Annotated in this window: 17 protein-coding genes; 12 read left to right on the forward strand and 5 right to left on the reverse strand. The window is 60.8% G+C overall.

Annotated elements, in window-relative coordinates:
• The first annotated feature begins 302 nt into the window (after window positions 1–302).
• The 4 genes from AC0L28_RS26535 to AC0L28_RS26550 are packed head-to-tail and all read left to right on the forward strand — an operon-like array spanning window position 303 to window position 6,039.
• On the forward strand, window positions 303–1,853 hold the full coding sequence (locus AC0L28_RS26535) for an AbgT family transporter (protein ID WP_473481184.1): 1,551 nt from the start codon (window positions 303–305) through the stop codon (window positions 1,851–1,853).
• 51 nt (window positions 1,854–1,904) lie between these two features.
• Entirely contained in the window at window positions 1,905–3,107 is a 1,203-nt protein-coding gene (locus AC0L28_RS26540) for a M20/M25/M40 family metallo-hydrolase (RefSeq protein WP_473481186.1), read from the forward strand.
• 46 nt (window positions 3,108–3,153) lie between these two features.
• The gene (locus tag AC0L28_RS26545; RefSeq protein WP_473481188.1) at window positions 3,154–4,989 is read left to right on the forward strand and encodes an SLC13 family permease; all 1,836 of its coding nucleotides are present in this window, start codon (window positions 3,154–3,156) and stop codon (window positions 4,987–4,989) included.
• A 6-nt stretch (window positions 4,990–4,995) separates the two neighbouring features.
• On the forward strand, window positions 4,996–6,039 hold the full coding sequence (locus AC0L28_RS26550) for an AI-2E family transporter (RefSeq protein WP_473481190.1): 1,044 nt from the start codon (window positions 4,996–4,998) through the stop codon (window positions 6,037–6,039).
• A gap of 28 nt (window positions 6,040–6,067) precedes the next feature.
• Here the strand turns inward: AC0L28_RS26550 and AC0L28_RS26555 are convergent, their stop codons facing one another.
• Together AC0L28_RS26555 and AC0L28_RS26560 are read right to left on the reverse strand one after the other, a co-directional pair.
• Window positions 6,068–6,262 carry a hypothetical protein gene (locus AC0L28_RS26555; protein ID WP_473481192.1) on the reverse strand — a complete coding sequence of 65 codons (195 nt, stop codon included), beginning with the start codon at window positions 6,260–6,262 and terminating at the stop codon, window positions 6,068–6,070.
• A 183-nt stretch (window positions 6,263–6,445) separates the two neighbouring features.
• Window positions 6,446–6,961 carry a DUF1269 domain-containing protein gene (locus AC0L28_RS26560; protein WP_091595172.1) on the reverse strand — a complete coding sequence of 172 codons (516 nt, stop codon included), beginning with the start codon at window positions 6,959–6,961 and terminating at the stop codon, window positions 6,446–6,448.
• Window positions 6,962–7,489: 528 nt separating this feature from the next.
• On the opposite strand from AC0L28_RS26560, the gene AC0L28_RS26565 reads away from it, so the two are divergent.
• From AC0L28_RS26565 to AC0L28_RS26575, 3 genes are all read left to right on the forward strand, one after another.
• Window positions 7,490–8,518 (forward strand): M14 family metallopeptidase, encoded by a 1,029-nt coding sequence (locus AC0L28_RS26565; protein WP_473481194.1) that lies wholly within the window; start codon window positions 7,490–7,492, stop codon window positions 8,516–8,518.
• Between the two features lie 688 nt (window positions 8,519–9,206).
• Window positions 9,207–10,868, forward strand: coding sequence for an alpha/beta hydrolase (locus AC0L28_RS26570; protein ID WP_473481196.1), 1,662 nt, complete (start codon window positions 9,207–9,209; stop codon window positions 10,866–10,868).
• 37 nt (window positions 10,869–10,905) lie between these two features.
• Window positions 10,906–11,649 carry an META domain-containing protein gene (locus AC0L28_RS26575; protein ID WP_473481198.1) on the forward strand — a complete coding sequence of 248 codons (744 nt, stop codon included), beginning with the start codon at window positions 10,906–10,908 and terminating at the stop codon, window positions 11,647–11,649.
• A 42-nt stretch (window positions 11,650–11,691) separates the two neighbouring features.
• Here the strand turns inward: AC0L28_RS26575 and AC0L28_RS26580 are convergent, their stop codons facing one another.
• Window positions 11,692–12,759, reverse strand: coding sequence for a helix-turn-helix domain-containing protein (locus tag AC0L28_RS26580; RefSeq protein ID WP_473481200.1), 1,068 nt, complete (start codon window positions 12,757–12,759; stop codon window positions 11,692–11,694).
• Between the two features lie 374 nt (window positions 12,760–13,133).
• Window positions 13,134–14,429 carry a lipopolysaccharide biosynthesis protein gene (locus tag AC0L28_RS26585; protein WP_473481202.1) on the reverse strand — a complete coding sequence of 432 codons (1,296 nt, stop codon included), beginning with the start codon at window positions 14,427–14,429 and terminating at the stop codon, window positions 13,134–13,136.
• Between the two features lie 196 nt (window positions 14,430–14,625).
• On the opposite strand from AC0L28_RS26585, the gene AC0L28_RS26590 reads away from it, so the two are divergent.
• The 5 genes from AC0L28_RS26590 to AC0L28_RS26610 all read left to right on the forward strand — a co-directional run bounded on the left by AC0L28_RS26590 (window position 14,626) and on the right by AC0L28_RS26610 (window position 21,513).
• Window positions 14,626–16,776: a GumC family protein gene (locus AC0L28_RS26590; RefSeq protein WP_473481272.1), complete on the forward strand. Its 2,151-nt coding sequence runs from the start codon at window positions 14,626–14,628 to the stop codon at window positions 16,774–16,776.
• Window positions 16,777–16,899: 123 nt separating this feature from the next.
• Window positions 16,900–17,799 (forward strand): bifunctional methylenetetrahydrofolate dehydrogenase/methenyltetrahydrofolate cyclohydrolase, encoded by a 900-nt coding sequence (locus tag AC0L28_RS26595; RefSeq protein ID WP_473481204.1) that lies wholly within the window; start codon window positions 16,900–16,902, stop codon window positions 17,797–17,799.
• Between the two features lie 19 nt (window positions 17,800–17,818).
• Window positions 17,819–18,817, forward strand: a complete 999-nt coding sequence (locus AC0L28_RS26600; RefSeq protein ID WP_473481206.1) for a GlxA family transcriptional regulator — start codon at window positions 17,819–17,821, stop codon at window positions 18,815–18,817.
• A gap of 166 nt (window positions 18,818–18,983) precedes the next feature.
• Window positions 18,984–20,645, forward strand: coding sequence for a vWA domain-containing protein (locus tag AC0L28_RS26605; protein WP_473481208.1), 1,662 nt, complete (start codon window positions 18,984–18,986; stop codon window positions 20,643–20,645).
• Window positions 20,646–20,979: 334 nt separating this feature from the next.
• Window positions 20,980–21,513, forward strand: coding sequence for a dihydrofolate reductase family protein (locus AC0L28_RS26610; RefSeq protein ID WP_473481210.1), 534 nt, complete (start codon window positions 20,980–20,982; stop codon window positions 21,511–21,513).
• 370 nt (window positions 21,514–21,883) lie between these two features.
• Here the strand turns inward: AC0L28_RS26610 and AC0L28_RS26615 are convergent, their stop codons facing one another.
• A complete protein-coding gene (locus tag AC0L28_RS26615; protein ID WP_473481212.1) occupies window positions 21,884–23,773 on the reverse strand; it encodes a CHASE2 domain-containing protein in 1,890 nt (629 codons plus the stop codon).
• Window positions 23,774–23,776: the final 3 nt, after the last annotated feature.

The raw sequence follows: 23,776 nt of genomic DNA on the forward strand, positions 1-23,776 counted from the left end.
AAGTATTTGAGCATCCCGGTTGCTCATGGCTCTTCGAGAACCTTGACCGAGACTAGCAATTGCCGCCGCCCTTACACATTCGCTCAAAGTCCAGAGTCTACGCTGATCGTTCCATTCCTTGTGTTTCATTTGTCAGGGCGATCGGCGTGAAAGACTTGCGGGCGATTTCGGGACAGGCGGCCAAGGCTTTGGATTCTGCGCTCATGACTCCTCACAGTAGAGGACTAAGCTCAAAGCCCATTTGATCTGAGCATTGCCCGGGGGGACTCGCTGCAGCGGGTCCAGCAGAGAGGAAGGCCGAGATGCCCAACGCGAATGCGGTTCCAAAAACCGCAATGCAAAGATTTCTCGACGCAGTCGAAAGAGTGGGGAATATGGTTCCTCATCCGGTCGTCATTTTCCTGATCCTGATTGGAATCGTCATCGTCTTGTCGGCGCTCCTAAGCGCCTTCGGCGCCGCGGTGACGTTCGAACGCATCAATGCGGACACGCATGAGATTGAGACGGCGACCACCGAGATCCGCAGCCTGCTGAGCATTGAAGGCATACGGTTTCTGTATGCGTCGCTCATTCCCAACTTCATGAGCTTTACTGCGGTCGGGCTGATGATCGCAGCAATGGTCGGCGCCGGCGTGGCGGAGGAATCCGGCCTCGTTACCGCGCTGATCCGAAAGCTCGTGGTCGTGTCACCGGCCTGGGCCCTGACCTATATCCTCGCCTTCGTCGGCATCATCGCCAGCGTTGCCGCCGACGCGGGTTATCTGGTCCTGATTCCGCTGGCCGGTATCGCTTATCTCGCAGTCGGGCGTCACCCGCTTGCCGGTCTCGCTTTGGGTTTCGCCGCGGTGGCAGGTGCCTTTACAGTCAATATGCTTATCAAGCCGCTTGATGCAGTGCTGGTCGAATTCACGAACGATGCGGCGCATCTCGTCGACCCCAACAGATCGATCGGCTTGGCCTCGAATGTCTGGTTCTCCATAGCATCCGTGCTGTTTCTGACGGTGATCATCGCATTCATCTCCGACCGCATGATCGAACCGCGGCTCGGGGTTTATAAGCCCGAGAAGTCCGGGGATGGAACGGTTCCCGATCAGAGTACGGGACTGTCCGAAAGAGAATCCCGCGGATTGCGCTATGCCTTATACGGGCTGATCGGCCTGATCCTCGTCTTTTGTTTCTTGACACTGCCGTCTTGGGCGCCGCTGCGAAACCCCGAAACCGGCGAGTTGATCGGCAACTCGCCCTTCATGAACGGCCTGATCGCGCTGATCATGCTGATCTTCCTGGTGACCGGCTGGTCGTATGGCATCGGCGCCGGCACGCTGCGCACCCTGACCGAGGTCATCGGCGCGATTGAAAAGTCGATCAAGAACCTAGGCGGGACGATCTTTCTGTTCTTCGTGCTCAGCCAGTTCGTCGCTTACTTTACCTACACCAACATGGGAACGGTTATGGCGTTGAGCCTGTCGGGTGCGCTGCAAGCTGCAAACATAGGCGCATTGCCCCTTCTGCTCGGCTTCATCCTCGTGGTCGCGATCATCGATCTGCTGTTGACTGGAGCAATCGCGAAATGGGCGATTTTCGCTCCGGTCTTCGTACCTTTGCTGATGAAACTCGGCGTCGAGCCGGAAGCTGTTTTGGCTGCTTATCGCGTCGGTGACTCACCGATGAACGCGATTACCCCGCTCAATGCCTATTTTGCTCTCGTAGTTGGATTTGCCCAAAAATACGACAAATCCGCAGGCGTTGGCACGGTCGTATCGCTGATGCTTCCCTACGTCCTGTGGATGTACGTCCTGTGGACGGCACTCTTCGCCGGTTGGCAGGCGTTTGGCCTCCCATGGGGCCTGTAATGGCTGATCCAGCACGATGCGAAACAGCACTCAAACCCTGGACGAGGTAACATGAGCGAAGTTCCGATTCCCCTCGATGTCGCTGCCGCCGAAGAGCACCTGATGCGGTTCCTTTCGATCGAAGGTGTGACCGGATACGAGGCCAATATCGCGGCGGCTGTCAGTGAGGCACTGAAGGCCGTTGGCGTACCAGCTTCGGCAATCCGCTTCGATGACGCCAATACCCGCATTGCGTTGCCAACCGAAACTGGCAATCTGATTGTAGATCTGCCTGGGACGCGGAGCGCACCAAGGCTGCTTTTCTCCACCCATCTTGACACAGTGCCGCTGTGCGCCGGGGCGAAGCCCAGAAGGGAAGGCGATCGCATCGTCTCCGACGGCACAACAGCACTCGGAGGCGACGCCCGTACCGGTGTGGCGCTTCTGGTTGTGCTTGCCGAAACGCTCATCAGGCACAAGCTGCCCCATCCGCCGATCACGCTGCTTTTCACGGTACGGGAAGAGAGCGGGCTTCACGGGGCGCGCGAGTTGAACCCCGCCGATCTCGGTGGCCCGGTCATGTGCATAAATGTCGATGGGCAGCTCGCCTCCGATCTGATCATCGGCGCGGTCGGACAGGAAAACTGGGAAGTCGAGATCAAGGGCCGCGCGTCCCACGCTGGCGTGGCGCCCGAAAAGGGCATATCGGCGACGCTGGTAGGAGCGATCGCCTTGACTGAGGCGCGGCAGGCAGGCTGGTTCGGCAAGGTTGTGAAACCCGGCGGCCGGGGAACCAGCAATGTCGGCATTTTCGGCGGGAGGGATGGAAAGCCTGCAGGCGATGCAACCAATGTCGTTACCGACTACGCATCCATCAAGGGAGAGGCTCGCAGCCCCGAGGCGGCTTTCGCAACGAAGATCGCCAAGGGTTACGCAGATGCCTTCGGCAAGGCGAAGGGGCAGGTCAGAGATCATGAGGGCCAGACGGCAGAAGTAACGTTCAGCCACCAGACCTCCTACCCTCCTTTCAAACTCGCAGAGGACAGCCCGGTCGTGACGCGCGCCATCAAGGCGTTGAAGATGCTGGGCATCGAGGCCAGCTGTCTCTTCTCCAATGGCGGGCTGGATGCAAATTGGCTCGATAAACATGGCATCCCTACCATCACGATCGGTGCGGGTCAGGCCGAGATCCATACCATTAAGGAATACGTGAACCTTGCCGAATACGAGAAGGGCTGCCGCCTGGGCGTACTTATGGCGACACTGGAAGAGTAGCAGTCATGCCGCGGGTCGGCCGTAGGGCCGGTGAGGAACCAAGCGATTGAGCCCCATAGCGTACACTGCCACCATCATCGCAGCCGTCGTCGTCCTGTTCGTCTGGAACCGGCTGCCAGTCGTCGTTGTCGCGATGGCGACGGCCACCGCGTTGTGGGCAACTGGCGTCCTGACGATTGATCAGGCGCTCGGCGGCTTCGGTGATCCCGCGGTGATCTTCATAGCCTCCCTCTTCATCGTCAGCGCCGGCCTCGACGTGACAGGCGTCACCGCATGGGCCGGGCAACTTCTGATCCGTGGCGCGGGCGAAGAGAGCCGCGCCCGTCTGCTGCTGCTGACGATGAGTATGGTCGCGCTCCTTACGGCGCTGATCAGTGTCAATGGCGCCGTGGCTGCACTCCTGCCAGTGGTGGTCGTCATCGCCGTCCGCCTGAAGCGAAATTCGGCCCAGTTGCTCCTGCCTCTCGTTTTTTCCGCGCATGCCGGCTCGAAGCTGGCTCTGACGGGATCGCCAGTGAACGTCTTGGTGTCGAACGCGGGCAGCGACGCCGGCGTGGGCAGCTTCGGTTTCTTCGAATTCGCGCTTGTAGGCTTGCCGCTGCTGGCAGGAACGATGGCCATCATCATAGTGTTCGGAAAACGGCTTTTGCCCGAACGCAATGGCGCGACCATGCCTGCCGACTTCAGCCGCCATGCGAAGACGCTCGTCGAGCAATACGGCCTTGCCAGCGGCGTCTACCAAATGCGCGTGCGCGCAAGTTCGCTCTTTATCGGCAAGCCCGCGTCTGCGATCGAGTTGGCCACCTATCCCGACTTGCAAATCGTCGCCGTTCAGGAGGGTGAAACGGCCAGCCCGCTTCGCAGACCTGTCATCGCCGAGGGGGATCACCTGCTGCTGCGGGGCGACGCCGAGTCGGCCGCTGCGTTCGCTGCCGATAAACACCTCGCATTTAGCGAGTCGGCGGCGCCAGGGCAGGGAGAGGAGACGCTGTTCAACCGCAGTTCGGGCCTCGCCGAGGTGGTGATCCCGCCACGCTCCGGCCTTATTGGCCAGAACGTTTTCCCGGGCATGGTCACCGAGAGCGGCGACCTGATCGTCCTTGCCGTGCAGCGCGCCGGCGCAGAGGTGGTCGCCACCAACGCAACACGAGATGCAGGAGGTATCGTGTTGCAGGCTGGGGACACGATGCTCCTGCAGGGAACGTGGAAAGCTCTCGACCACCGCCTCAAGGATCCGGATGTCCTGGTCGTCAATTCGCCCGAACTGGTGCGTCGTCAGGCGGTGCCGATGGGGCCGGGGGCCCGCCAGGCCGTTGCCATTCTGATCGCGATGGTCGTGCTCCTCGCCACGGGCATCACCCCGCCGGCGGTAGCCGGCCTGCTCGCCGCCGGAGCGATCGTCCTGTCGGGGATCATGAGTGTCGAGCAGTCCTACCGAGCCATCGATTGGACGACCGTGATCCTTGTCGGCGCGATGATGCCGCTGTCCACCGCCATGGTCGAGACGGGCGCCGCGAAACTGATGGCAGAGCATCTGGTGTCGCTGGTCGGCGACGCCGGTCCCATTGCCCTGCTCGCCGGCCTGTTCGTGCTGACTGCCATCATGGGGCAGCTCATCAGCAACACCGCGACCGCTCTCATCGTCATCCCGATCGGCGTTGCAGCCGCGATAACCATGGGTATTTCGCCCCGTCCAGTGCTCATGAGCACCGCCGTGGCGGCGGCCGCAGCATTCCTGACGCCGATCGCAACCCCCACGAACCTGATGGTCATGGGCCCTGGCGGTTACGCTTTCGGTGACTACTGGAAGCTTGGTCTACCGCTGATGCTCTGGTTCTTTGTCGTGGCTGTGTTCATAGTGCCGATGATCTGGAGATTCTGAATTACCATGAATGCCCGCTGGGTTCCGGTACTGCTGGGCATCATCTGCGCAATTCTCCTGCTGGCCGCGCTCTATTTCGCCGACGCGATCATTGCGCCGGTCGCCTGCGCGCTCTTTATCATCGCGATCGTCTGGCCGGTTCAGAAACGGCTGCAGGCACGCCTGCCGCAGCTTCTGGCGCTCGCCATTGTTGTAACGCTGGTCGTGCTGGTCTTCATCGTGTTCGCGTCCGTCGTGGCCTGGGGTTTCGGTCGGATCGGCAGAACCGTCATCACCGAGACGCCGCGGCTTCAAACGCTCTACGAACAGGCGACAGCCTGGCTGGAGACGCACGGGATCGCCGTTGCCGGCCTATGGGCGGAGCATTTCAATGTGCGCTGGGTTGTGGCGGCGATGCAGAGCCTGTCAGCACGGCTGAACACGACGATCTCGTTCTGGATCGTGGTACTGATCTACGTGCTGCTCGGCCTGCTCGAGGTCGGCCCGCTGGCGCGCAAAATCCCCAGCATCGTCAGCGGCGAGGCTGCGCGCATCCTGATCGTCGGCGGCGAACGCACAGCCGCCAAGCTGCGCCGGTACCTGGTGATCCGAACGATCATGAGCGTTGCAACGGGTGGCATGATCTACGTGTTTACCCTGGCGCTTGGCCTGCAGCTTGCCACGGAGTGGGGCGTCATCGCCTTCACTTTGAATTTCATCCCCTTCGTCGGCCCGTTCGTCGCAACGCTGCTGCCGACCTTCTACGCGCTGGCCCAGTTCGAATCCCTGTATTCCGCACTTTTCGTCTTTGGCTGCCTCAATCTCATCCAGTTCGCGATCGGCAGTTATGTAGAGCCGCGTTTGGCGGGCAAGGCGTTGGCGCTGTCGCCCTTTCTCGTGCTGTTTTCTGTCTTCCTTTGGATGTTCCTCTGGGGCCTGTTCGGCGCCTTCATCGGGGTCCCGATTGCAATTGCCGTGCTGACCTTCTGCGCCCAGTCTCCGTCAGCCAGATGGCTCGCCCAGTTGTTAGGCGCCCCCGCCGATGAGGTGGAAAGCGCCCAGGGTGTATAGGGACAGTAAGAGCAGCCAGCCCCGGAAATTAACCTTTCACGCGGGCTCGGATTAGACCGAGAACAGTCATCAGAACGACGCCACCGAGCAGGCCCGATACGCCGACCCCGATCAGGACGGCAGGGGTAAGCCCGCCCAGCCCGCGCATGACGGAATCGGCGGCGTTTTCAGCGTGCCCAACCAAGTGGCCAATGCCGGGAATCTGCGCAGCTACGAAGGTCAACGCAAAACCTCCGGCCATGCCGGTCAGAACGGCTGCGATCTGGTGAGTTCAACGCTGGGCCACCACCACCGCACTGCGAGTGCCCCCGCCGCGCCGCAGAGCATCTCGATGGCGATGGCTATGACAGTTTCGGTCGGGGACAACAGTCACTTTCTCCAGCACGAACGGGAGCGGCGATGCCGCCTACGCCGACGGCGCCGAACCGGCTTCTGCGGAATGGCGCTTGAGGGCGTCGCGCAGAACCTGCTCCTTGGTCTCGTCGAGCGAGGTCTTGAGGACGATTCCACCGAAGCCCTGGATCTGCTTCAGAACCTTGTCTTCGGTCATCTCCTGGATCAGCAGGAAGAGCGCGGCATTGCCTGGCACGATGCTTGCCGACAGATCTTTCATGAAGGCATCATTGATGCCGACATCGGTCAACGCGCCCCCAAGCGCACCCGAAGCCGTGCCAACCGCCACGCCTATAAGCGGATTGAGGAATAAAATCCCGATGAGCAATCCCCAGAAGCTGCCGGAAACGGCGCCGGTAGCCGTGGTGTTCATAAGCTGGTTCAGCTTGACCTTTCCCGCCTCGGTCTTGGTGGCGATGACAGCGTCGCCAAGCTTGATCACATATTCCTTCTGTAGACCGAGCAGGGTTTGGCGGACTTCTTCAGCCTTCGCCTCGGTGGGATAAACAATGACGATGAGGGTTGACATGGAGGCTCCTGTCGACGGCAGCCATTAGGGCTGCGTAGGGGGTGCCGTATTTTAGGGCGTCCAGCACCTGAAGAAATCGGCATGGAGTCCTGCTTATGTGCCCCATGTCTCTTTTTCCCAGCGCCGGGAAATCGATTGACTGATGTCAAATCCGTTTCCAGTCTTGCCACAGCCTGAGGCAACTAACTTGGCCTCACGCTTCATCATGCCGGCGTCGCTGGCGAAATCGGGCGATAGGCCGAGGGAACAGGAGCGCTTTGGAGAATATCGTCCGATGTTAGGACGAGAGGCACAGTTTCGGAATTCTGGGCCAATGGCAAGGCGGCCAGAAGACGCTATCGTCAACAACGGAAGCGGAAGCATCCTAAGCTGTAGTCACGGTCCATCTGATGATCTCCGAGCGTTCCTTCTCCATCAATGACCGCTCAAGCCGAAGCGACCTTGATACACACAAGGACTTGATCATGTCGGACCTATCCAAAAAAGGCCTCGACCGTCGCGATCTGATAATAGCATCCATCGCGACGGTTGGCGCGGCGGCCGTTCGCGGCCAACGCTGGTTCTGCAACCGCCCAGGACGTAGCGGCTCCCTCTGCCCACGCCGCATCCGGTGGGTCTCAGGGAACGGTCTATACCGGCGAAGTGATCCAGGGGGAAAAGGTCGTCAGTGCGCTCGACGTCAGCGACCTGGAAGCCGGGCAGAAGCACCTCTTGTACTTTCAGGGCGTGCAGATGCCCACCGGACCGTATTGGTATGTGTCCGTGGCGGTCGCCAAGGGGGCAAAGCCGGGCAAGCGCGTCGTTCTGACCAGCGGTGTGCATGGCGACGAGATGAGTTCCGTGCATACGGTCCTGACCGTGATGAACCAGCTCGTTCCGGCGGAAATGTCGGGCACGGTGATGGCGGTCACGGACATTGCCCGCCCGGCTATGGAAGGCATGCAGCGCAGATGGCCGAATTCTGGCAGGGGCGCCGGCCTGATCGACATGAACCGGGAATGGCCCGGGAACGAGAACGGCTTCACCGCGCCCAGCCGGCACGCCGGGCTCCTGTTCAACCGGCTGCTGCGGCCGAACGCCGACGCGGCGATCGACTTCCATACCGGGACAAGCGGATTCGAAGTCACCGCATTCAATATTGCAAGCATGGATGTGCCCGAGATCCGGTCGATGGTGGAACTCTACCCGGTCGGCCAGATCTTCGACAATCATACATATCCCGGTGTCCTGCATAACGCGTTTGTGGACGCGGGTATCCCGTCTTTTTGCCCGGAGGTCGGCGCTGCGCGCGTCCTGGATCTCGAGATGATCCCCCTGTTCGTGGAGGGCACAATGAATGTCCTCAAGCATCACGGCATCCTGGCCGGCCCAATGGGACGGACAGGCAAGGACGTGGGTGTTTTCTTAGGCAACAGCGCGGTTCCGGGTCGTGGCAACCCAGGGCGGGTTTATCGAGCATCTGGTCAAGCTCAAGGACAAGGTCGAAGCCGGACAAAAGGTGGCCATCCAACGCAACAGCTTCGGCGAAGTGGTCGCGGAATATACAAGCAGCGTTAATGGAGAGATTGCCGGCCAGCGCAGCGAGGTACCGTCCGAGCCTGGCGACCCCCTGGTATTTCATCCTTTTCAAGAAGGCGGGGCCGGTTGGCGGTGAAACTTACCCAGAGTGAGTACGCCACGGCAGCGCCGAGAAAGGCGCCAGTCATGAGCACAGAGTCCTGAACTTTGTCTGGTTGTCCCTAAATTATGGACCGTCACCGTCTTTGCCTTGACAAGGCAGCCGAGGACGAATTGTTCTCGAAGAGCCCGTCGATACGGAGGAAGTCTTATGCGTCGTCTTTTGTTCGCTTGCTTTGGTTTAGCTCTCAGCTTCGTTGTCCCTGCAGCTTCGCCAACGCCCGCCCATGCAGTCACGATAAACATCAATATAGGCACCAGCCTCAATAATGGCCGTGCCATCACTTGTCGTGATGGCGAGCGAATCTTGCGCAATCGCGGATTCAGAGACATTCGACGTGTCGATTGCCGCGGGCGGTTCTTCGTCTATCGCGCCAGGCGCGGCGCAAGCCGTTTCGAAATTGCAGTGAGCGCGAACAATGGCCGCGTCGTCGATCTGCGTCGCCTTAGAAGATAATGGTTTGGGCTATCTTTCCAAGGTCTAGAGGCCGTTACACACAGCCTGAGGACTCGATCGTTGCGCCGTCCCTACGAGTTTGTTGTCCGTTAAACGCTGAGGACCAATGGGTTGCGCGTCCTGACCAAGCTCGTACATTCATTCCCCGCGACAGGGATACTGGTAGCGACCCTTGCGTTCGCGGTCTCTCTTACGCCCAGCCTTATACCACGATCCTATCTGGTCCAGGGTGTGCTTTCGGGACTTTCAGCTGCTCTCGGATACGGCATCGGCTTCGTCGCTTATTCGCTGTGGACCTATCTCGAATTGCCGCAGCTACGGGACCGAACCCTCAAGGCGACGAGAATTGCAGTCGCCGGCACGTGCGTTGTGATTGCCGCTGTCTTCCTTTGGAGAACTCTGGAATGGCAGAATTCGATCCGCGTTTTGATGGATCTCGCTCCGCTGGACACCGCGAGTCCGCTCAAGACAGGGATTGTCGCTGTCGTCGTATTTGCGACACTCATGTTGTTGGCACACCTTTTCAGGCACACCTTCCTGGTGTTCTCCGGCTGGCTTGGGCGCTTCGTCCCGAGGCGGGTCTCCCATCTTGTCGGCGGCCTGCTGGCGGTCGCGCTGTTCTGGTCGGTCGTCGAGGGACTGGTCTTCAGACTGACGCTTCGAATCCTGGATTCTTCGTTCCAGGAGATGGATGCTCTCATTGAAGATGACCTCAGCAGGCCCGCGCAATCGATCAAGACGGGAAGCGCGGCTTCTTTGCTGTCATGGGAAGAACTCGGCAGGCAGGGCCGCAGGTTTGTCAGTTCCGGTCCAACAGCGGCAGAGATAACCACTTTCTTCGGGGAAGGGGCTGCGGACCCTATTCGGGTGTATGTCGGAATGGGTTCGGCCGACACTGCGGATGAACGCGCGAAGCTGGCCTTGCAGGAATTGAAACGCACCGGCGCGTTCGAGAGATCCATACTGATCATCATCGTGCCGACTGGTACCGGCATGATTGATCCGGCTGCGCTGGACCCGGTTGAATATCTTCACAGGGGCAATGTCGCGAGCGTCGCAATGCAATACTCTTACCTCGCCAGCTGGTTATCCCTCCTGGTCGAGCCGGACTACGGTGCGGAGGCCGGCGACGCGCTGTTCCAAGAGGTCTACACCTACTGGTCTTCGCTTCCACGCGACGCCCGCCCGAAACTCTACTTGCACGGCCTAAGCCTCGGGGCGATGAACTCTGAACAGTCGGCGAACCTTTACGATGTCGTCGCAGATCCGTTTCAAGGCGCCTTGTGGAGCGGGCCACCTTTCGCAAGCCGCACCTGGCGATCCGTTACCGACGGCCGCAATTCCGGATCGCCCGAATGGCTCCCCCGCTTTCGCAACAGCTCGATCTTCCGGTTCACCAATCAGAACGATGCCTTGGACATTCCAGACGCGGAGTGGGGACCGATCCGGATAGTCTACCTTCAATACGCCAGCGATCCGATAACCTTCTTCGACGTCGCCACGCTTTATCGAGAACCCGATTGGATGAAAGAGCCGCGCGGACCCGACGTATCGGAGCAGGTTCGCTGGTATCCGCTTATCACGATGCTGCAACTGACGGTCGATATGGCAATAGCGACGACGTCTCCAATGGGCTACGGCCATGTCTTTGCACCGCAGCACTATATCGATGCGTGGCTGGCCGTAACCGATCCGCCGAGCATTACACCTGAAGACGTTGCTCGGCTGAAGGTCCTTTTCATCACGCGCGGGACGACGCCTGTCAGCGGATAAATCAGTTTTGTCATTGTTACAAAGTAGGAGAAACGCCGTGAAGCTGCTGTCAGCCCTTGTTGCCGCAGCCATGTGCTGCCTAGCGTCGCATGGCGCGTATGCTACGGATGTGAAACTGTCCGGCAGCGCCTTCTACCGGGAGCGGATTGCGCTACCCTCAGATGCCATTCTCCTTGTGGAATTCATAGATCTGGCCAAGCCAAAAACCGCCCTGGCCGCAACTACGGTGGCGCCGGCCGGACAAGTTCCCATTGCCTTTGGCCTGGTTGTCGATTCAAGCAAACTCTCGAACGGAGAGGCCTATGCGATACAGGCCCGCATTGAGGTCGGCGGTTCCGCCTGGTTCGCCAGTGCCGAGCCGACCCCGTTTGATCTGGCGAGAGCGGGAGAATTGTTTTCAATCCTCCTCGTTCAGGCAGGCAGTAAGGACGCAGAGGAGGCTTCCGGCGTCTCGCTGGCAGGTACCGAATGGAGGGTTTTAGAGCTGGAGGGCAAGAAGGCCGATACGAACGTGACGTCGACGCTTATTTTTGATGCTGATGGCGCGGTGAGCGGCAATGGTGGCTGCAACGCTTTTCGCGGCGACGTCGATATAGAAGGTACGACAATGAGATTTGGCCAGCTGGCATCGACAATGATGGCCTGCGAAGATGCCAAGTCCGTTCAAGAGGCGGTCTTCCACGCAGCGCTTTCGCAAACTGCGGCGTATTCGGTACAGGATGGAAATCTGATGCTCGTCGATGCTGCAGGTAAGACCATCGCTCGCCTGGGAGCGCCGTGAGGCGGCTAAGCTGACGTTTGCGCGGACTCGTGCTCAGTCCGGTCAGGTTCCATCGACAGTGCGGAGTAGCTGGTAAAGCGTTTGCGGCCCTTCGTGTCGTGCCTGGCATTGCTGCGCCACGACTAAGCCATCGCTCGCCCAACCTATATCCCGTGCTTCCTTCGGTGAAATGCCGAATTCGTGCCTGAACGTTCGACTGTAGCTGGAAGCATCAACGAAGCCCCATTGCTCGGCGATCCGGGATATGGACCGCGTATCGCCAATGTCGGAGAGCGCGTCCCGCGTTCGCAGTAGCCGCTGCCTCCGAATGTAAGAAGCTACTCCCCCGAGCGGCTCGAAAATTCTGTATAGCCGGGAGCGGGACACGCCAAGTTCCGCGCACAGCGTTTGGGACGTCAGTTGGCGATCCACAAGTCTGCCGTCAATCATCCGTCGCGCTCGGCCTAGAAATGTCGCGTCGATTGGGGTTTGTGCTTCTCTCAAGCGATCCTGGGAGGGCGCGAGACATACGGCCACAAGGCTTCGTGTTGCCTCGACGACGTATGGTATCTCCGGCGACTGCAAATCCGCCAGCGACCGGTTGAGAAGAAGCAGGTAGTCTGCCAGCAGCTTACCGAGCCCTCCTTCGAACTTGGCATCCAACATTCGATGGAGCCCGGCAGTCGAGGTAAACAGATCGTTTGGGATGAAGAGCGTAAGGACCCCGTCGTGATTGATTTGTCTATCGAACGGGCTGGCCAGGCAGTGCAGCTCAGGCACAGCTTTCTCGCCTTTATGCCACTCACCCGGCAAGCAAAACGGCAGGGTGACATACCAATGGTCAAGAACGGCATTTTTCAGATGCTTCTGGCGATGAGCATGATTTTCGCCTGGAAGCTCAGTTCGCATAAAAGCGAGTCTATCCAGGTTCCACACCGTTTGGCGGGCCGGAAAGGATTGAGGACAATCCCGCACGGCTGACAAGTCCATCACGCCTCGATTGGCGAAACGGAAAGCCGGAAATTGCTCGTGAGGTTGAAAGCTAAAGGTTGAAAAATCAAGAGAATGCGTAAATTTCGCATTCTTACTTTTGTGCTCTTCGAGCGATTGGAGCGCGGAGTCTTGATACATTAGATGACTCTAAATTACCGTTGCTCCGCGTAATGTCCAAACAAACATCACCTTCTTTGTACCATATCGTACCACGCACAAGCCTCAAAGACAAAATTGACAGAGCGTGTGAGCAATTGTCCTTGAATTGGGCCTGATGGCTCGATGCTTGCGAAACGGCCAATCTTCTGAAAAAAACGAATCTAGCAGTTTCGGCGTCGGAAAATGCTGCGGGATTCATGCGAAAGCTTTTCATGCGTGATCTGCACGGAGCGCGGAGCTACGGCTCTGGTCGTGCTTCTTCATCTGTGAATGATAAAGTTATGGAGAATGCGGCGGGTTGGGATTGGCCCGCCCGTATCTCGATCTTTGACAGCCAGTCCCGATGTTTGCCCTTAGACCGGCTTCGCCGGCCTGCGCATCGCCGAATAGGTGAGCAGCGCCGAGGCGAGATAGAGCAGCAGGAAGACGACGTTGAGCGACAGCACCAGATCGCGTGTGTCCAGGATATGGGTCAGCACATAGGTCAGCAGCACCGCCTTCAGCCCGGCAAGCAGCGCCAGGTTGATCGCCCGCACCAGCGTCTGGCCGCGCGCGAACAGAAGCTCGGCCTGGTATTCGATGAGATTGCGCAGGCCCGGCACGCAGATCGCCAGCGCCACCAAAGGGGCGGCCTCCGCAACATTCCTGCCCAGCGCGTTGGGGAAGAAATGCAGCACGATGGCGAGTGTCGCCAGCGCCAGCGTCGAGACCGCGAACACGCCGCCTTCGATGCCGCTCTTGACCGAAAGGCGCGACAAAAGTTCCGGCGCCCGCATCATGCGCTGAACCAGCATCATCGAGAAGGTGCGGATCGGGATCGCCGTCAGGTCGACCAGCCGCATGATGATGGCATAGATGCCGGCGAGGTGCGGACCGCCGATCGCCAGCACCAGCAGCTTGTCGAATTCCATCTGCAGGTAGAACAGCACCTCTGCGCCGGCCACGTAGATGGAATCGGCGAGCCGCCGCAGATAGAGCGCCAGCCGCAGCCGCAGCCGCTGTCGCGGATAGAAAAATCCGAAGGCGATGAGCAGCGAGGCGGCGTTGGCGCCGATGTAGTACCAGGACCAGGCTCCTATGGTCGGCTGCGCCGCGAACATGAACAGCACGGCGCCGAGCGCCCGCAAGGCCGTCGCCAGGATCGTCAGCAGGGCGGCGCGGCCGAATTTGCCGAGTCCGTTGTTGACGATCAGCGCCACCTCGACCGGCCGCCACAGCAACGCCTCGGCAAACACGATCGCCGCAAAGACCGATAGCGGCACGGTGCCGGCAAAGAAGACCAGGTAGACGCCGTAGGAGGCGGCCGCCAGCAATGGCAGCGATATCGCGCCAAACAGCAGGAAGCCGGCCGTGAAGGTGCCGATCAGATTGGGGCGGATGGTGGCGGTTCGGTAAAGCGCCGAGATGAAGCCGAATGCCAGGATGCGCGACAGCATCACGCCGGCCGCTGAAGCGGTGGCGAACATGCCGAACTCGGCGATCGACAGCGTGTTGGCCAGCGCGATGAAATAGGCGAGCGAAAACACCAGCCGCCCGCCCGCGCCGCTGATCGCCGAAAGATAGTCGCGAACCAGCCGCCGTCGCTCGGCGACGAAAGCGCCGATCCGGGCGAGAGGCCGTTTTTGCGGGATGTTGCCAGCCTGAGTCATGTGTCGAGACAGCATAGGCCGGAAAGTTTAACGCGCGGTTCTGTGCGCTTTCGATGCTTGCAGGAAGGGCACAACCCAAGAGGGAAACCCTGTCTTCACGGCAGGCAAATTAACTTTTTGTTTCCTATGCTTGTTTAGCGTGGTTTAACGAATGGCTGACCGCGCGTCCAAGCCGCAAAGGGCAAGCTCCACGACAATGGTCAACAGGCAAAACCGTGAAGATTGGAAGCGCGAGCGGTCCTTGCTGGCGCTCGGCCAGGCGTTGCGCGGCGAAGAAGAACCATCGCTGGTTGCGATCGGGGACCGGGCAGACCCGTCATGGCGCGAGGATGCCGCAACGCGCCATCGTCTCGCGCGCTTACGCCGCGAGGGGCGGGCGGATCCGGAACTCTCTGCAAACCCGGAGCCCTCGGCGACCCCGGAACGCTGGGTGACTCCGGAGTTATCGGCAAACGATGAAACAAGCCGGTTTCAAGCCGAGGATGCATCGGCCTCGGCCGCCCCGATGCCGCCTGAGACCGACGAGCCCGTTGAAGCGGACCATGCGGAAGCCAGGCCGCGGGAGAAGCCGGTTGCAGCCGCTGTTTCCGAGGGCCGACGTTCCGATGCCGAGCCTCGATACGCCGCACCCGAACCTCGATATGCCGCACCCGAACCCGGATATGCAGATGACGAGCGGCGGTCTTCCCGTCAGGATAACGACAGACAAGAATGGAAGCCGTTGATCGATCCGATGCAGGTCGTCCGCGGCATTGCCCGCTCGAAGCTGCTGATCGTCGCTATGACGATACTGGGCGCCACGCTTGGCGTCGCCATCGCGCTGTCGACGCCGAAGAAATACGAAGCCACCGCAGAGCTGATCGTCGACCCGCGCGACCTGAAGCTCACCGACCGCGACCTCACGCAATCGGTGGTTGCGTCCGACGCGACGCTGGCCATCGTCGAGAACCAGGTTCGCGTGCTCACCTCCGGCACCGTTCTCAACAAGGTCGTCGACAAGCTCAATCTCATCAATGATCCGGAGTTCAACGGGCAAGGTTCCGATGGCCTGGGGATGATGGCGGTCATCCGGTCGATCCTGTCGCGCAATGACGGGCCGGCTGCCGGTGAAGGTCGCCGCCGTGCGCTGGCCGTCGCCAATCTGGCCGAGAGCCTTGCGGTCGAGCGCGGCGGCAAGACCTTTGTCATCTCCGTCAGCGCCACCACGCAAAATGGCGAGAAGTCGGCGCTCATCGCCAACACGATGACGGATGTTTTTCTGCAGACCTTCGGTCAGATCCAGTCCGACACCGCTGGCCGCGCGACCAACGAGCTGACGGGCAGGCTCGACGAGCTGCGCAAGGGCGTCGAAGTGGCCGAGCGCAAGGTCGAGGATTTCAGGACCGCGCACGACCTCGTCGACGCGCAAGGCCATTTGATCAGCGACGACGAGATGCTCAAGCTCAACCAGCAGCTGGCCATCGCCCGCGCGCGCACGCTGGAACTTAACGCCCGCGCGGCGTCGGCGCGCTCGATCGACGTGAATTCGGTTCTGAGCGGCACCTTGCCGGAGGAGATCAACTCCAACACCATGAGCGAGCTGCGCTCGCAATATGCGACGCTCAAGCAGGAGGCCGACCGCGCCGCGATCCGGCTCGGCCCGCGCCATCCCGAGCTCCAGGCGCTCAATGCCCAGCTTGCCGGATCGCGCGAGCGTATCGCCGGGGAACTGCGCCGCATCGCCTCGTCGCTGCAGGTCGACTTGAGGCGCGCCGTGCAGCTCGAACAGGATCTGGCCTCCCGGCTGGCACAGTTGAAGGTCCGCAGCGGCGACGTCAACAGCGACTTGGTCACGCTGCGCGAACTGGAGCGCGAGGCCGCCGCCAAACGCTCCGTCTATGAGCAATATCTTCTCCGCGCCAAGGAGACCGGCGAGCAGAAGGACATCAACACCGCCAACATCAACGTGATCTCCAAGGCCTTCGCCCCGCTCGAGCCAAACGGACCGTCGCGCGCCATGACGGTGCTTGCCGGCCTGCTGGCAGGGCTTGCTTCCGGTGTCGGCCTCGGCGCCATGCGCGGCGCTTATGCGAGCCTGCGCGAAACTGCCGATTCCCGGCCGCGCCGCCGGACAGAAGAGCGCCGGACACCCATTGAAGACAAAGCATACCAGCCGCCCGTTCCGCCCCATGCCGGGCAAGTGCCTCATCCGCAGCAGCAGTATCCGCGAGCATCGTCGGACGAGGCAGATCAGGCTTCGAAAGCCGCTGAACAGCAAGCCTCCATCGAGGAAATCCGAGCCAGCTTGCGCGAATTCCGCGAAGCGGTTCGCGAACTCACCGAAAGCCGATCGCGGCGCTATTTCTGAGCGCCGAATAGAATAAAAGCCATCGGTTTCGAGTTAGCGGCATAAGACGGCGCTTTGACGGGATTGCCCGGTCGGATTTTCGTGAGAATGCCGCCCGAAGCAGAGCGATGTTGAGGATGGTTGATGGCCGAGTTGATTGACGGAAAAAGCGTTGCCGAGGGCGTGGTGCGGCGCGTCAAGGCCCTGACGATCGAACTGATGGAAAAGGGCGCGCACAAGCCCGGTCTCGCCGTGGTCATCGTTGGTGAGGATCCGGCGAGCCAGGTTTACGTCGCCTCCAAATCCCGCACCGCCAAGGAATGCGGCTTTCATTCGGTCCAGCACACGTTGCCGGCCGAGATGACCGAACTGGAACTGCTTGCCATCATCGGCGAACTCAACGCCGATCCCGGCATCAACGGCATCCTGGTGCAGCTTCCGCTGCCTGGCCATATCGATGCGGGCAAGGTCATCCAGGCAATAGCGCCGCAAAAGGATGTCGACGGCTTCCACTTCATCAATGTCGGCAAGCTCGGCACCGGAGAACTGGAGACGGCGTTCGTGCCTTGCACGCCGGCCGGCTCGATGCTGCTCATCGAGCGTGTGCGAGGCAAGGATCTTTCCGGGCTCAATGCGGTGGTCGTCGGCCGCTCCAACATCGTCGGCAAACCGATGGCCAATCTTCTGCTTGCCGCCAACTGCACCGTCACCATCGCGCACAGCCGCACCAAGGACCTGGCTGCACTGGCGCGCACCGCCGACATTCTCGTTGCCGCTGTCGGCAGAGCTGAAATGGTCAGGGGTGACTGGGTCAAACCGGGCGCCACCGTCATCGACGTCGGCATCAATCGCATCGCGGCGCCAGAAAAGGGCGAAGGCAAGACCCGTCTCGTCGGTGACGTCGCCTATGCGGAAGCGGCCAAGACCGCCGGCGCCATCACGCCGGTGCCCGGCGGCGTCGGGCCGATGACCATTGCCATGCTGATGGCCAACACGCTAGCTTCCGCCTATCTCGCGGCCGGATTGAAACGGCCGTCTTTCTGAACCTGGAAAGCCCAAAGCTTTGCCGAACCTCACTGTTCCCCTAGAGCGGCCGGTCACCAATGATCCCATTCACGGCGGCCGGCAGTTCGGGTTCCTGCTGGTCGACAAGTTTTCCATGTTCTCGCTGGCCGCCGCAATCGACACGTTCCGGTCGGCCAACCGGCTGCTCGGCCACGACTTCTATGGCTGGACGACGGTGTCGGCCGACGGCGATGCCGTCATGGCCTCCAACGGCCTGCCGCTCAAGATCGACTACGCTGTCGCCGATCTGCCGCCGGTCGATATTCTTTTCGTCTCGGTCGGGCTGACCACCGAGTTTCCCGGCAAGAGCAAGGTGCTGGCGGCGCTGCGCAGCTGGGGCCGGCGCGGCAACGCGCTCGGCGCACTGTCGGTCGGCTCCTATCTGCTCGCCGAGGCAGGCCAGCTCGAAGGCTATCGCTGCACCATCCACTGGGAAAACCGCGCCGGCTTCGTCGAACGGTTTCCCGACATCAACTGCACCGGCAATGTCTTCGAGATCGATCGCAAGCGTTACACCTGCGCCGGCGGCACCACCTCCATCGACCTGATGCTGGAGATCGTGCGCGGCGATTTCGGCTCGAGCCTCGCCAACGGCGTCGCCAACCAGTTCCAGCACGAGCGCATCCGCTCCGCCGGAGACCGCCAGCGCGTCGGCCCCGAGCGAGACCTGACCGGAAAATCGGAGAAGCTGCGGCGCATCGTCGAGCTGATGGCCGATCATCTCGACGAGCCGCTGTCGGCGGTGCAGCTCGCCAAGTCGGCCGGCCTGTCGGTGCGCCAGGTCGAGCGGCTGTTCCTGCGCCACCTCAGTGTCACGCCCGGCCGCTATTACATGCGGCTCAGGCTTGAGCGGGCGCGCGAATTGCTGCGCCAGACCAACATGCCGATCCTCGACGTGGCGATCGCCACCGGTTTCACCTCGCACTCTTATTTTGCCCAGAGCTATCGGCTGCAGTTTGGCCGGCCGCCTTCCGAAGAGCGGCGCACGACATATTGAACGGTTTGGCGCAGCCAGCGCCGCCACGTGCCCCGGTGCGCGGGCTTGTATCCTGACGCGGCGTCAAATAGCTTCCCCCCGGCGGCACGGACTGGCGGGCATGGACTGGCCGGCAGAAGCTGACTGGCTGCGACGAACTGGCGACCACTGACTGGGGGGAGATTTCATGGCGGGACTTGCACGGAGCATCGTTGCGGCGGCGCTCCTGTTGTGGATGACGACGCTCGGCCTTGCCGCCGACCGTGTCGTCATCGTTCTCGACGCCTCTGGTTCGATGTGGGCGCAGATCGACGGCAAGCCGAAGCTCGAAATCGCCCGCGAATCGCTGCGAACGGTGCTGCAATCGGTCCCCGCCGACAAGGAAATCGGCTTCATGGCCTATGGCCATCGCGAGAAGGGCAGTTGCGAGGACATCGAGCTCATCGTGCCGCCGCAGGCCGGCTCGGCAGCTGCTGTTTCCACTGCCGCCGACAGCCTGAAATTCATCGGCAAGACGCCGCTGACATCAGCCGTCAGGCAGGCGGCCGAGGCGCTGAAATACACCGAGGACAAGGCCACCGTCATCCTGATCACTGACGGGCTCGAGACCTGCAAAGGCGACCCCTGCGCGCTCGGCAGGGAACTGAGGGCTGCCGGTGTCGACTTCACCGTAAACGTCGTCGGCTTCGGCCTGACCGCAGACGAGGGCAAGCAGGTTGCTTGCCTCGCCGACAACACCGGCGGCAAATACATCCAGGCGTCGGATGAGAAGGCGCTGCAGGACGCGCTGGTCGAGACCATCGCCGCCGCACCTGCACCGGCGCCCGAACCAGCGCCAGCGCCGCCGCCGGCCGCCGTGCCGGAAAAACCGGAGTTCAACTTCATCCCCGCCGTGGTGCTCGCCGATGGCGGCGATCCCGTCACCGACGGCAATTCCTGGGAGATCTTCAAGGCAAAGTCCGACGGCACGCGCGGCGATTACGTCGCCACCGAATACGGAGCCTATAAAGGCAATTTGGAGCCGGGCGATTACACAGTCGTGGCGCGCCATGGCGAGGCCAGGACCGAACAGAAGATCACGGTCGAGGCGGGCCAGGTCTACAAGCCCCTGTTCGTGCTCGATGCCGGCACGCTCATCATTCATCCGCGGCCAAGCGAGGGAGCGGATGTGGCCGATGGTGCAGCTGTCGTGATCGATTATCCGGGCGTTGAAATGCCCGCGACCTATTATGGCGACACCAAGGTGGTGTTGCCGGCCGGCGATCAGAAAGTCACGGTCAGGATCGGGCAGGGCGAGGTTACCGAAACCATCCCGCTCACTGCCGGCAAGCTCGTCGACAAGGATATCATCGTCGGCGTCGGCCGTGTCGTTGCCAACGCCTACTACATTGCCGGCGGCGACAAGGCCGACGGCTCGGGCATTGGCTTCAAGGTGTTCAAGGCAAAAAAGAAGATCGACGGGACGAGGCAAGAGGTGGCTTATGCCTATGGCCCCGACAGCAAGTTCGATCTGCCGCCCGATGATTATGTGCTGACGGCGACGGTCGACCTTGCCGTCGTCGAGCAGCCGTTCAGCGTCAAGGCCGGTGAGCACCAGGATCTGAAGATCGCCATCAATGCCGGCGTGCTGGCGATCACCGCGCCAGGAGCTTCGAAGATCGAGATTTTCGATCCGAAGAAGGACATCAATGGCAACCGCAAATCGCTCGGCTACGCCTTTGACGAGAAATATCAGGCGGCGCTGCCGGCCGGCGACTACGCGGTCGTCTCGGAGAAGTCGGACAACAGCTCAAAGGAAAGCACGGTGACCATCACAGCCGGCGAGCGAGCCGAGCTGACGGTGCAGTAGGGACATTCGACGTTTAAAGGGGGGCGCGAAGCCCAGCCCCTGACCCAAATGTGGAACCCAAGTATCTTGCAGAGCAATATTCGCCTGCGGCGCGGACGTTGCGCGCGGTTTAGCTTGCTGTAAAAATTTCCGCAAAAACATTCTGTTCGCCGGATCGTCGCAGAACATCCGGTTTTGCGACGTCGCAAATATCAGTCGCGAAACCGATTCAAAACTCGGGAATTTTGCGACAAGAACCGGGTAACGACCCCACAAGAAAAAATTTCGGGCATGTGTCGGGGCGCTTGGCTGTCGTTCGTCTTGTATACCTGACGCGACGGGGAGATTTTGCAGCATGGCGAAGATCGTATTCGGAATGAACCAGTCCCTCGACGGCTATGTCGACCACCAGGAATTGCCTGCGCCAAGTCCCGCGCTCTTTCGTCACTGGATAGAGCACGTGCGCGACCTGACCGGCAGTGTGTACGGTCGCCGTATGTACGAGGCCATGCGCTATTGGGACGAAGACCGTCCTGAGTGGAGTACGGAGCAACACGAGTTCGCGGCGGCGTGGCGGCGCCAGCCGAAATGGGTTATATCGCGCTCGTTGAAGTCGGTCGGTCCCAATGCCACGCTTATCGCGGATGACGTCGAGGTAGTGATACGCAGGCTAAAGGCCAAGCTAACAGGAGAGATTTCCGCTTCCGGACCAGAGTTGGCGCAAAGCCTGACCGAAATGGGTCTGATCGACGAATACCGCCTCTACCTTCACCCCGTGGTGCTTGGTCGCGGCAAGCCCTTCTTCGCCCGCTCTCGGCCACCGCTCCGCCTTGCGGCCAGCGAGCGAATCGGCGGGGAAGTCATCAGGTTGACCTACGTTCCTGCCTGATTACAGACCACGCCGATAAGAAGGCGATGCATCGAAATCCCCCTTTCGGTTCAGCATACGTTGCGGAAAGGATTCGGAAGAACGACGGCTGCGGGTGGGGAGATCGCCATTCGGCGGGGATCGGCCGAACGGCTCGGTTGCGCCATTTGCCGACCTTCATTGCGTTTCTCCAAACCTGCCGTTCGCGCTACAGCCTGATACGACCCTAAGCGGAAGCTCGTTCGCACCCGGCCGAATTCACGCCCATGACCCGAAGCTGCCTTCCATCAATGCGGATTTTTTCAGAATCTCCCGTTCGGGCTGGCCGAGGCCTCAGGCAGGATTCGAAGTGTCGCGGCCAAACGGGCGCCATTCAGACATTCCGGTACCATCATTGTTCATGGGGCCTGGTATCCTGCAGCGTCTGCGAACTCTGCCACAGCCAGATTGCGAGCGAGCCTGAACGCCCGCGGACCTGTGCTTCCACAGGTCCTCTCAGAGCACCAGATTTGAACAACTCGCAGTCGCGGCCGGCGACTTGCAGCATTTCGTCGCTCACTGCGACTTCGGCATTTTGGTCGGCCGCGATCTCCATCAAGCGACTGGCGACGTTAACCGTATCACCCGTCGTCGCGATGTGCTGACGGCCTTTGCCACCGAGTCTCGACGCAACGATTGTTCCGTAATGCGCTCCGATCTTGAAGCCGAGCCTAGATGCAGTTGATGCGGGCAACGAGACGAGCCAGTTGCTGGTACGGCTGGAGAGCGCTGCGCAGCAGCGGGCAGCATTGAAGGCATCATCTGTCGCTGCTTCCGGTAGACCGAACAGGATCATGGCTCCGTCACCCATGAAATTCGTGACAACGCCACCGCAGCTTGTCACCTCTTCGTCCACCAACGCATGGAACGTGTTCAAAAGTTCGCGTGTGGCGTTCGGCCCCAATGTTTCGCTCAGTCCGGTGAAACCGGACAGGTCAATGAATATGATGGCGGCGTCCCTCCGGACAGGTTCCAGGAGAAAGTCGCCATGCTTAGCGAGCCACCCCGCAAAGCCCGGGGCCTCAACTCGTTGAAGCAATTCGCTCTGCGTGGCGAAATACTGGGCCTGGTTCCTGCCCAACCAAAGCTGCGCGGCCCCGAACAAAATAGCCGGCGGAACGGCGGCGGCCATCGGCAACGCCGCGCTCAGCCAGATATGGTGTGAGAATGCGGTCATATTGACCACGAACCAGATCAAAACCACGCCAACGATCGCTGCAAGGCCGATGGCGTTGCGACGCCATGCCAACAGCCCCACAAGAACCACTGGCAGCACCACTGCAAAGCCGGCATCTGCAAGGCGAACGTACTTATCTCGCACTATGCCGTCGCCGGTCATCAGATGGGCAATGGCCGTCGACATGACCTCGACGCCTGGGAGCACGGGATCAAACGGTGTCGGGAAAACATCGCCGGCGCCGGTTGCAGTTGCTCCGATCACAACAATTCGATCCCGAATAATGCCGCCATCGACTTGGCCGCCCAGCACCGTCGTGGCGCTGATCGTGCGGATCGTGCCGCGGGGGCCATAGAATGTCAGAGGGAGTATGTGACCAATGTCCGTCCGAATCCGCTGTCCGCCCAGAGATAGATAGTCGGGCGCTATTCCCGGATCCTCTCCCACCGCCATGGTGGCAACGCGCAGGGAGAAAGACGCTTCAGTCCGATCTCCGGCCCGAAACAGCAACGGGACGAACCGAGGCGTTCCCGTCCAGTCGGTAACCACGTTCACGACGCCGACAGCGGCGATATCCGAGAACGCTTTCAGGGGCCACAAAAACCGCTCGGCATTCGGCACTCGGGCGAGAGGGCCATCGCCCTCGACTGCAATCGATTGTTTACCTCCCGAGTAGACCGCTGCAGCAGCGATTACGCTTGAAGTCCCACGCAGCGAACGCGCGAGCGCCTCATCATCATCTTTTGTCCCGGGATCGACCAGCAGCAGGTCGAACGCAATGGCTTTCGGTCCAAAGCGAGCTATCGTATCGACAATTCGGGCAAGCGTGGCGCGGCTGAGGGGATAGCGGCCATCGTTTCGGACCGCTTCGTCGTCTATGGCGATAATGGTAATCAGCTCCGGCGGCTTTGTGGTTCCCCGAACAAGCGTTCGAAGATCCGTCATCGTCGCTTCGACGCGATCGAGGCCCCACATGTTGCCGCGCCAGTGCGCAAAGCCAAGGCCGGCCCCCCAAAGACCCGCCAGAACGAGCGCGATCAGCGTCTGAAGCGCTCGCCCGCTCATTTA

It is taken from the genome of Mesorhizobium sp. WSM4847, assembly GCF_055811335.1.

What these genes read in the sequence shown, in the direction of transcription:
- AC0L28_RS26535 (WP_473481184.1), top strand. Translation starts at nt 303, where the DNA reads ATGCCCAACGCGAATGCGGTTCCAAAAACCGCAATGCAAAGATTTCTC.
- AC0L28_RS26615 (WP_473481212.1), bottom strand. Translation starts at nt 23,773, where the DNA reads ATGAGCGGGCGAGCGCTTCAGACGCTGATCGCGCTCGTTCTGGCGGGT.
- AC0L28_RS26560 (WP_091595172.1), bottom strand. Translation starts at nt 6,961, where the DNA reads ATGTCAACCCTCATCGTCATTGTTTATCCCACCGAGGCGAAGGCTGAA.
- AC0L28_RS26590 (WP_473481272.1), top strand. Translation starts at nt 14,626, where the DNA reads ATGGTCAACAGGCAAAACCGTGAAGATTGGAAGCGCGAGCGGTCCTTG.
- AC0L28_RS26540 (WP_473481186.1), top strand. Translation starts at nt 1,905, where the DNA reads ATGAGCGAAGTTCCGATTCCCCTCGATGTCGCTGCCGCCGAAGAGCAC.
- AC0L28_RS26585 (WP_473481202.1), bottom strand. Translation starts at nt 14,429, where the DNA reads ATGACTCAGGCTGGCAACATCCCGCAAAAACGGCCTCTCGCCCGGATC.
- AC0L28_RS26605 (WP_473481208.1), top strand. Translation starts at nt 18,984, where the DNA reads ATGGCGGGACTTGCACGGAGCATCGTTGCGGCGGCGCTCCTGTTGTGG.
- AC0L28_RS26550 (WP_473481190.1), top strand. Translation starts at nt 4,996, where the DNA reads ATGAATGCCCGCTGGGTTCCGGTACTGCTGGGCATCATCTGCGCAATT.
- AC0L28_RS26595 (WP_473481204.1), top strand. Translation starts at nt 16,900, where the DNA reads ATGGCCGAGTTGATTGACGGAAAAAGCGTTGCCGAGGGCGTGGTGCGG.
- AC0L28_RS26580 (WP_473481200.1), bottom strand. Translation starts at nt 12,759, where the DNA reads ATGTATCAAGACTCCGCGCTCCAATCGCTCGAAGAGCACAAAAGTAAG.
- AC0L28_RS26610 (WP_473481210.1), top strand. Translation starts at nt 20,980, where the DNA reads ATGGCGAAGATCGTATTCGGAATGAACCAGTCCCTCGACGGCTATGTC.